This window comes from Terrabacter sp. FW104-15G4B (assembly GCF_058790095.1).
The window spans coordinates 161,914-169,505 of record NZ_JBYTCI010000007.1; the positions used below are offsets into that span (position 1 = coordinate 161,914).

Consider the following 7,592-nt stretch of genomic DNA (forward strand, 5'->3'; position numbering starts at 1 on the left):
CTCAGTCATGGTCACAGCGTCAGCAGCACCTTGGTCGCCCGGCGCTCGTCCATCGCCTTGTAACCCTCGGCGGCCTCGTCGAGCGGGAGGATGAGGTCGAAGACCTTCCCGGGGTCGATCCTGCGGTCCCAGATGTGCTGGATCAGCTGCGGCAGGTACTCGCGTACCGGCGCGGGCCCACCGTGGATGTGGACGCCTGCCATGAACAGCTCGTCGCCGGGGATCGCCACGTCGTGGGAGACGCCGACGAAGCCGACATGCCCACCGGCCCGCGTCGAGTGGATCGCCTGCATCATGGCCTCCTGCGTGCCGACCGCCTCGATGACCGAGTGCGCACCCAGCCCGTCGGTGAGCTCCTTGACCCTGGCCACACCGGCCTCACCGCGCTCCTCGACGATGTCGGTGGCACCGAACTCGCGAGCCAGCGCCTGCCGGTCGGCGTGGCGGCTGAAGGCGATGATCCGCTCGGCGCCGAGCTCGCGGGCAGCCAGGACACCCATCAGCCCCACCGCGCCGTCACCGACGACGGCCACGGTCTTGCCGGGGCCGGCCTCGGCTGCGACCGCCGCGAACCATCCCGTGCCCAGCACGTCGGAGGCGGCCATGAGCGACGGGATCAGGTCGGCGTCCGGCTGGCCCGGGGTGGCAACCAGCGTGCCGTCGGCCAGCGGGATGCGAGCCAGCTCGGACTGGGTGCCGAGCGTGCCCATGAGGACGCGGTGCACGCAGTACGCCTGGTAGCCGGCCTGACAGATCTCGCACGTGTTGTCCGATGCCCAGAAGGACCCGACGACGAAGTCGCCCACCTTGACGGTGTGCACCTCGGAGCCGACCTCCTCGACGACACCGACGTACTCGTGCCCCATCACCTGGTGATCGACCGGCTCGGCACCGCGGAAGGGCCACAGGTCGCTGCCGCAGATGCACGTCGCCGTCAGGCGGATGATCGCATCCGTCGGCTCGATGATCGTCGGGTTCTCACGCTCCTCCACCCGCACGTCGCCGGGTCCGTACATCACTACTCCACGCATTGCGTGTGCTCCTTCAATCGCATCAGTCGCTTCAGTCGCGGGCCCCAGGCCCGCCAGGCCCAACGGGCCACCACACGAGTGAAGCCGCCGACAAGAGGCCGAGGAAGTCCCTGTCGAGGGACGTACTGACAGGGCACCCCTCACGGCCCGGCACACCCCACGACGCGGCCTAGTCTCGAAGACGTGGACAACCGCCAGGAGGTGCGCGAGTTCCTCATGACCCGCCGCGCCCGCATCACTCCCGACCAGGTCGGCCTGCCCGTCGGCCGCGGCCGCCGCGTGCCCGGTCTGCGCCGCAGCGAGGTCGCGACGATCGCCGGGCTCAGCGTCGAGTACTACGCGCGGCTCGAACGTGGCCAGATCGCCGGCGCCTCTACCGGCGTGCTCGACGCCCTCGCTCGCGCCCTGCAGCTCGACGACACCGAGCGGGCCCACCTCCTCGACCTCGCGAGGGCAGCGGACGGCATACCCACCTCGGGTCGCCCGCGCCGGCGCGCCGCCGGCAAGCCCGCGTCACGGCCGAGCCTGCAGTGGGCGCTCGAGTCGATCCGCGACGGCGTCGCCTTCGTCCGCGACCCACACCAGAACCTGCTCGCCACCAACTCCCTCGGCCGCGCCTTCTACTCGCCCGTCATCGGCGAGGGCGGCCGCATGCCGAACCTCGCCCGGTTCCAGTTCCTCGACCCGGCCTCACGGGACTTCTACCCCGACTGGGAGCTCTTCGCCGAGATGTGCGTCGGCATCATGCGCGCCGAGGCCGGCCACGACCCGCACGACCGCGGCCTGCAGGACCTCGTCGGCGAGCTCTCCACCCAGAGCGAGGTGTTTCGCCGCCTCTGGAGCGCCCACGACGTGCGCACCCACGGCACGGGCACCAAGCGCTTCAACCACCCCGTCGTCGGCGAGCTGACCCTCGCCTACGAGGAGCTCGCCATCACCGCCGAGCCCGGCCTCGTCCTCATGGTCTACACCGCCGAACCCGGCTCACCCTCGCACGAACGGCTGCAGCTGCTCGCCTCCTGGGCCGCCTCCACGCCCAGCCCGACAGCCACCACGGACACCCCGACCCCCAACAGCCAGAAGGAAACCCATGCAGATCACCCGTAGCTCCGTCGACACCGCCAAGGGCCCGAGCGACTGGTTCACCGGCGACGTCTACATCGACGCCGTCGCCGCCGCGCCCGCCCCGTCACGTGTCTCGGCCAACCTCGTGCACTTCATGCCCGGCGCCCGCACCCACTGGCACCGCCACCCGCTCGGCCAGACCGTCTTCGTCACCGAGGGTGTGGGCCTGTGCCAGCGCCGCGGCGGCCCCGTCGAGGTCATCCGGCCCGGCGACCGCGTGCTCTTCGAGGCCGACGAGGAGCACTGGCACGGCGCCGCGCCGAGCCGGCTCATGGTGCACGTCGCCATCAACGAGGGCGACGCGGACCACGACGTCGTGCACTGGCTGACACCCGTCGCCGACGAGGAGTATGCCGCCGCGCCGCTCGGCGACTGACGTCCTTCCAGCGTCCGCTGGCCGGGCGGGGATGCAGTCTTCAGGCCGGGCGGGTATCAAGGGTCGGTAAGGTCACGCATCGGCCCTCTGGCCCCCGACCCTCGAGAGCGCCCCGATGACGACGCAGATTGAGCCTCACGTCACCACCCGGGAGCCGGTGCTGCCCGCCAGGAGGCAGCGCCGTTTCCTCGTCCCGGCGGTTCTCGCCGTCGCGGTCCTGCTGACCCAGGCCTTCGCCCAGGCTGTCACCCCGTTCATCCGGCAGGACGACTGGCCCTTCCTGCTGCCGGACGGCACCCGCGGAGTACTCCCGCCGTCCTACTACAACAGCAGCGAGGGCCGCTGGCTCAACACCCTCTGGTGGCAGCTCGTCGGCCAGCACGGCACTCCCACGACAGCGGCGCTGACGTATGCCGTCGCCTACGCCGTCTTCGTCGCCGGCATGTGGCGCGTGCTCCACGTCTCAGGGATCCGCCCGCGGCCCGCAGCCGACGCGCTCCTCGGCATCGCGCTCTTCGCCTCCAGCGTCTGGGTCCAGCTGCTCTACTGGCCGGGAGCCCTGACCCCGTCGGTCCTCGTCGCCGCGACTGCCGTCTGGCTGCTGCCGTGGGCCACGCGCACCCGCCGCCGGCTCTGGCTCTGGCTCCTCGTCGCCGAGGCGGCCGCCGTCATGACGTATCCGCCCGTCGGGGTCGTGCTGCTCGTCCTCACCGTCGTCTGCCTCCGAGCGGCGCCCTGGCGCCGGGTCCTCTCGGTCGTCGCGGCGTGGGTCGCCGCGTTCGCCGTCGGGGTCGGGATCAGCTACACCCTCAACTGGTGGCTCAACGGCCACTTCGGGCTCGACCTCCCGGCCTGGCGCCAGTCCAACCCGCTGAAGTCCGTCGACGCCCTCATCGTCAACTCCGGCCGGTGGCTCTCCGCGACCGGGTCGATGTGGGCCGCCCAGTGGTGGGTGGCGCTCATCGGTCTCATCGGCGTCGTCCTCGGCTGGCGGGAGCCGGCGGTGCGGCCACGCATGCAGCGCCTCCTCGTCCCCTTCGCCGTCGCCTGCGGGCTCGACGCCGCCCAGACGCTGGCGTCCGGCATCGTCACCGAGGCCCGCGGCCAGCTGTGGACGTGGCTGTTCGGCGTGCTGCCCGTCGCCCTTCTCCTCGTCCAGCGGCGCCGCGAGCGTGAGTCGCTCGACGACGCACACGGCATACGCCCTCAGCAGGTCCATCACGTCGCCACGGCGCTGCTCGCGCTGCTCGCCGTCGGTGGCGTGCTCTCCTGGCGCGCCGACATCGGCGCGCACCAGGCCACGCGGATGCAGTACGCCGCCATCGCGGAGAAGGCAACCGCGCACGAAGCCGGCACCGAAACGCCGAGGGTCGTCGTCTACCAGGACCCCGCCATCAAGGGCTCCCGGGATGGACTGCTCCTGGCCAGCACCATGTTCATGGCGGTGCGCCAGCAGACGGGCGGGGTGCTGCCGCGGTGGTGCCGCGGCGACGAGTGCGCGGTGCTGGCCCAGCGAGCGGGGTCCGGTCCGGTCACCCGGATCGTCAGCCCGGCCGGGTTCAGCAGCGTCATGGGCATCGTCATGCCGAGGCCGCCCGGCTGGCTCTGACCTCTCGGAACCTGGGAGCGCCGAACAGCGCAACCGCCCCGTGACGCACCGGTTGGTCGATTAGGTTCGACAGGGAGCCCTACGCCTCCTGTCAGCGAGCCCCGATGACGACGGCCCAGCCCACACCAGCGCCACCCACATCGCCCACCCGCACCCTCGGCGGCCGGGGTGGGTGGCACCCGCCGCGGTGGGTCGTCATGGCGGTCGTGCTCGGCGCAGCCCTCCTCGTCGGCGAAGGCGCCCTGCAGGCCGTGGCGCCCTTCATCCGCAACGACGACTGGCCCTACCTGCTGCCGGTCGACACCCCCGGCGCGATCGACAACTACGCCAAGAACCTGCGTGAAGGGCGCTGGCTCAACTACCTGTGGTGGCTCGGCATCGGCCAGCACACGACACCGTTCTGGGCCTCGCTGACGTTCGTGGCGGCATACGCCGTCTTCGTCGCGGGACTGTGGCGCCTGCTCTGGCGCGCCGACCACCACTCCCACTGGGCGGTGCAGGCGCTGCTCGGGCTCGCCCTCTTCAGCTCGGTGGTCTGGGTCCTGCTGCTCTACTGGCCCGCCACGCAGGTCTCGTCGGCTCTCGTGGCCGCCGCGGGAGTGTGGACGCTGCCGCTCGCCTCGCGCGGCAGGACGCGGTTCACCGTCTGGCTCCTCGCCGTCACGGTGCTGTCGATGCTCACCTATCCGCCAGTGGCCGCGCTGCTGTTCCTGACCGCAGTCGTCCACCTCGGCCGAATGCCGTGGCGCCGGCTGCTGCTGCTCTCACTCGGCTGGGTCGCGAGCTTCGCCGCCGGCGTGGCCGTCATCTACGCCGTGAACTGGTTCGCCTTCGGCTACTTCGGCCTGCACATCGCGAGCTGGCGCCACCCGAACCCGGCGAGCAGCCTGCACGCCCTGCGGGTCAACGCGAGCCGCTCCGTGCACGCCCTCATCGCCATCGCGAGGCTGCAACCGCTCGCCACGGCCACCGCCGTGGTGGCCGTCGTCGCCGGCGCCCTCAGCGCGGTGGTCCGCCCCCTCATGACCAGGCTGGCGGCCGGCCTCGCGGTCGTGCTCGCCCTCGGCGTGGCCCAGACGCTGCTCACCGGCGTCACCACCAGCGTGCGTGGGGAGCTGTGGCTGTGGCTCGCCGTCGTCCTGCCTGCCGCCCTGCTCCTGCGCCACCCGGGCGTCACGTCACGCGTGGGCGTCGCCTGCCTGGCGGTCCTGGCGGTCATCGGGACGCTGGCGTGGCGAGCCGACGTGGGCGCCCACCAGGACACCCGCCGGGAGTATGCCGCGATCGTGGCCGACGCCACGAGGGCGCGCCCGGACGGCTCGCGCCCGCAGGTCGTGATCTACCAGGACCCGCACTGGCGGACCACCGTCCGGGGCTCGACGATGGCCGGCACGATGCGCATGATGGTGCGCGAGGCGCAGGACGGGGTCGTGCCCCGCTGGTGCTCGGCGCAGGAGTGCCGCCAGATCGCCGCCCGCGCCGGGGAAGGGCCCGTGGTGCGCCTCGGCAGCGTGGTGGGCATCGTCGTGCCCCGGCCGCCCGCCTGGATCTGAGCCGTCGAGCCGTCGAGCCGTCGCAGATCAGCGACCGGCTACTTGACCGAGCCCGCCGTGAGCCCGCCGACGAGGTGCTTCTCGATGATCGCGAAGAGGATGACGACCGGCACGACCGCGATGACCGAGGCCGCGAAGAGCTGGTCCCAGTGCTGCTCGTAGCCGGTGATGTAGGCGCGCATGCCCACCGTCAACGGCTTCTTGTCGTCGTCGATCATCAGCGTCAGGGCCACGACGTACTCGTTCCAGGCTGCGATGAACGTGAAGATCGTCGCCGTCACGAGGCCCGGCAGGGTCAGCGGCAGCATCACGCGCCGCAGGATCTGCCAGCGGGTGGCGCCGTCGAGCGCGGCCGCCTCCTCCACCTCGAGGGGGATCGAGGAGAAGAAGCCGTGCAGGATCCAGATGGCGAAGGCCAGGTTGAACGCGGCGTTCGTGAGGATCAGCGCGCCGTAGGTGTTGATCAGGTTCAGCTCGAAGAACTGCCGGTACAGACCCACGACGAGCGAGGTCGGCGCGAACATCTGCGTGACGAGCACGAGCAGCAGGAAGAACCCCCGGCCCGGGAAGCGGTGCCGGGCCGTCATGAAGGCGGCCGGGATGGCCACGAGGATGACGATGACGGTCGACCCCGAAGCCACGATCAACGAGGTCTTGAGCCAGTTGATGAAGCGGTCGTCACCCAGCACCTGGGCGTAGGTGTCCAGCTGCCACACCTTCGGCAGGATCGAGGGCGGCGTGCTCTTGACGTCGGTGCTCGTGCGCAACGAGTCGAGCACCATGACGAGGTAGGGAGCGACGAAGACGAACGCGACGAGCGCTCCGCCGATCGCCATGAGGATCCGCCTGCGGCGCCTGGGGTCGTGGTTGTTCGTCAGCGCCTTCTCCCGCGCGGCAGGGGTGCCGGGGGCGACCGGCGCGGCAGCCGTCGTGGTGCTCATCGGCTCGTCTCCTCGCGCCAGTTGATGATCTTCAGGTAGATCGCGACGACCACCAGGATGAGCAGGACGTTGAAGATGCCCGCAGCCGCCGACATGCCGACGTCCTTCTCCTGGCTCTTGAAGGCCAGCTTGTACATGAACGTGATCGTCGTGTCGTGCAGGTAGCCGGGGTTGCGGTCGTTGAGGGTGTAGATGATCGGGAAGCTGTTGAAGACGTAGATGACGTTGAGCACCGTCGCGATCATCAGGGCCGGACGCATCAGCGGCAGCGTGATGTTCCAGTAGCGCTGCCACGGGCTCGCGCCGTCGACGGTCGCCGCCTCCATGACGTCGTCCGGGATCGCGCCGAGGCCGGCGATGAAGACGAAGATCGTGAACGGCAGCGACACGAAGATGCCCACGACCACCATCGAGAACATCGTCCAGCTGTCGTTGCCGAGGAAGTCGATCGGCGTGCTGATCACGTGCAGGCTCAGCAGGACGTGGTTGAAGATCCCGTAGTTGTAGTCGTAGAGCAGGACGAACAGCTGGCTCGTGATGACGAGCGAGGCGGCCCACGGGATGATGACGGCCCAGCGCACGAAGCGCCGCCCGGGGAAGCTCTTGCTGAGGAACTGGGCCAGGGCGAGGCTGATCACGATCGTGATCGCGACGACCGCGACCACCCACACGACGGTGTTGCGCAGGACCGTCCCGAGGTCGGGGTGCTGCAGCACATTGCTGTAGTTGTCCCACCCGGCGTCGCCCTTGCGCAGACCGGTGATGGAGTACTCACCGCGGGAGGCGTCGAACAGCTTGATCGCGGGGTAGAGCACCACCCCGAGGATCAGCGCGAGTGCGGGCGCGAGCCAGAGCAGCGCCACCAGCGGGTGGACGTGCCCGACGCGCCCGGCGCGGCTGCGGCGCGAGGGACGGGACGGCATACGCGAACGCGTGCCCCCCCCCCCCCCCCCCGGG

The 7,592-nt window shown here is 70.7% G+C and carries 7 protein-coding genes; 4 read left to right on the top strand and 3 right to left on the bottom strand.

Annotated elements, in window-relative coordinates:
- Positions 1-11: 11 nt before the first annotated feature.
- On the bottom strand, positions 12-1,031 hold the full coding sequence (locus tag AC3WRT_RS08325) for a zinc-dependent alcohol dehydrogenase family protein (protein WP_492721006.1): 1,020 nt from the start codon (positions 1,029-1,031) through the stop codon (positions 12-14).
- Between the two features lie 183 nt (positions 1,032-1,214).
- Between AC3WRT_RS08325 and AC3WRT_RS08330 the strand changes: the two genes are divergently transcribed.
- The 4 genes from AC3WRT_RS08330 (at position 1,215) to AC3WRT_RS08345 (ending at position 5,694) form a co-directional block, all read left to right on the top strand.
- On the top strand, positions 1,215-2,138 hold the full coding sequence (locus AC3WRT_RS08330) for a helix-turn-helix transcriptional regulator (protein WP_492721007.1): 924 nt from the start codon (positions 1,215-1,217) through the stop codon (positions 2,136-2,138).
- Positions 2,122-2,532: a (R)-mandelonitrile lyase gene (locus AC3WRT_RS08335; protein WP_492721008.1), complete on the top strand. Its 411-nt coding sequence runs from the start codon at positions 2,122-2,124 to the stop codon at positions 2,530-2,532. Before AC3WRT_RS08330 ends, AC3WRT_RS08335 begins: the two co-directional genes overlap by 17 nt.
- A gap of 115 nt (positions 2,533-2,647) precedes the next feature.
- Positions 2,648-4,141, top strand: coding sequence for a hypothetical protein (locus AC3WRT_RS08340; protein ID WP_492721009.1), 1,494 nt, complete (start codon positions 2,648-2,650; stop codon positions 4,139-4,141).
- Positions 4,142-4,245: 104 nt separating this feature from the next.
- Positions 4,246-5,694, top strand: a complete 1,449-nt coding sequence (locus tag AC3WRT_RS08345) for a hypothetical protein (protein ID WP_492721010.1) — start codon at positions 4,246-4,248, stop codon at positions 5,692-5,694.
- Between the two features lie 38 nt (positions 5,695-5,732).
- Here the strand turns inward: AC3WRT_RS08345 and AC3WRT_RS08350 are convergent, their stop codons facing one another.
- Together AC3WRT_RS08350 and AC3WRT_RS08355 are read right to left on the bottom strand one after the other, a co-directional pair.
- A complete protein-coding gene (locus AC3WRT_RS08350; protein ID WP_492721011.1) occupies positions 5,733-6,635 on the bottom strand; it encodes a carbohydrate ABC transporter permease in 903 nt (300 codons plus the stop codon).
- The coding region (locus tag AC3WRT_RS08355) for a carbohydrate ABC transporter permease (RefSeq protein WP_492721012.1) at positions 6,632-7,592 on the bottom strand (961 nt) is incomplete at its 5' end. The genes AC3WRT_RS08355 and AC3WRT_RS08350, both read right to left, overlap by 4 nt.

What these genes read in the sequence shown, in the direction of transcription:
- AC3WRT_RS08325 (WP_492721006.1), bottom strand. Translation starts at nt 1,031, where the DNA reads ATGCGTGGAGTAGTGATGTACGGACCCGGCGACGTGCGGGTGGAGGAG.
- AC3WRT_RS08335 (WP_492721008.1), top strand. Translation starts at nt 2,122, where the DNA reads ATGCAGATCACCCGTAGCTCCGTCGACACCGCCAAGGGCCCGAGCGAC.
- AC3WRT_RS08340 (WP_492721009.1), top strand. Translation starts at nt 2,648, where the DNA reads ATGACGACGCAGATTGAGCCTCACGTCACCACCCGGGAGCCGGTGCTG.
- AC3WRT_RS08345 (WP_492721010.1), top strand. Translation starts at nt 4,246, where the DNA reads ATGACGACGGCCCAGCCCACACCAGCGCCACCCACATCGCCCACCCGC.
- AC3WRT_RS08350 (WP_492721011.1), bottom strand. Translation starts at nt 6,635, where the DNA reads ATGAGCACCACGACGGCTGCCGCGCCGGTCGCCCCCGGCACCCCTGCC.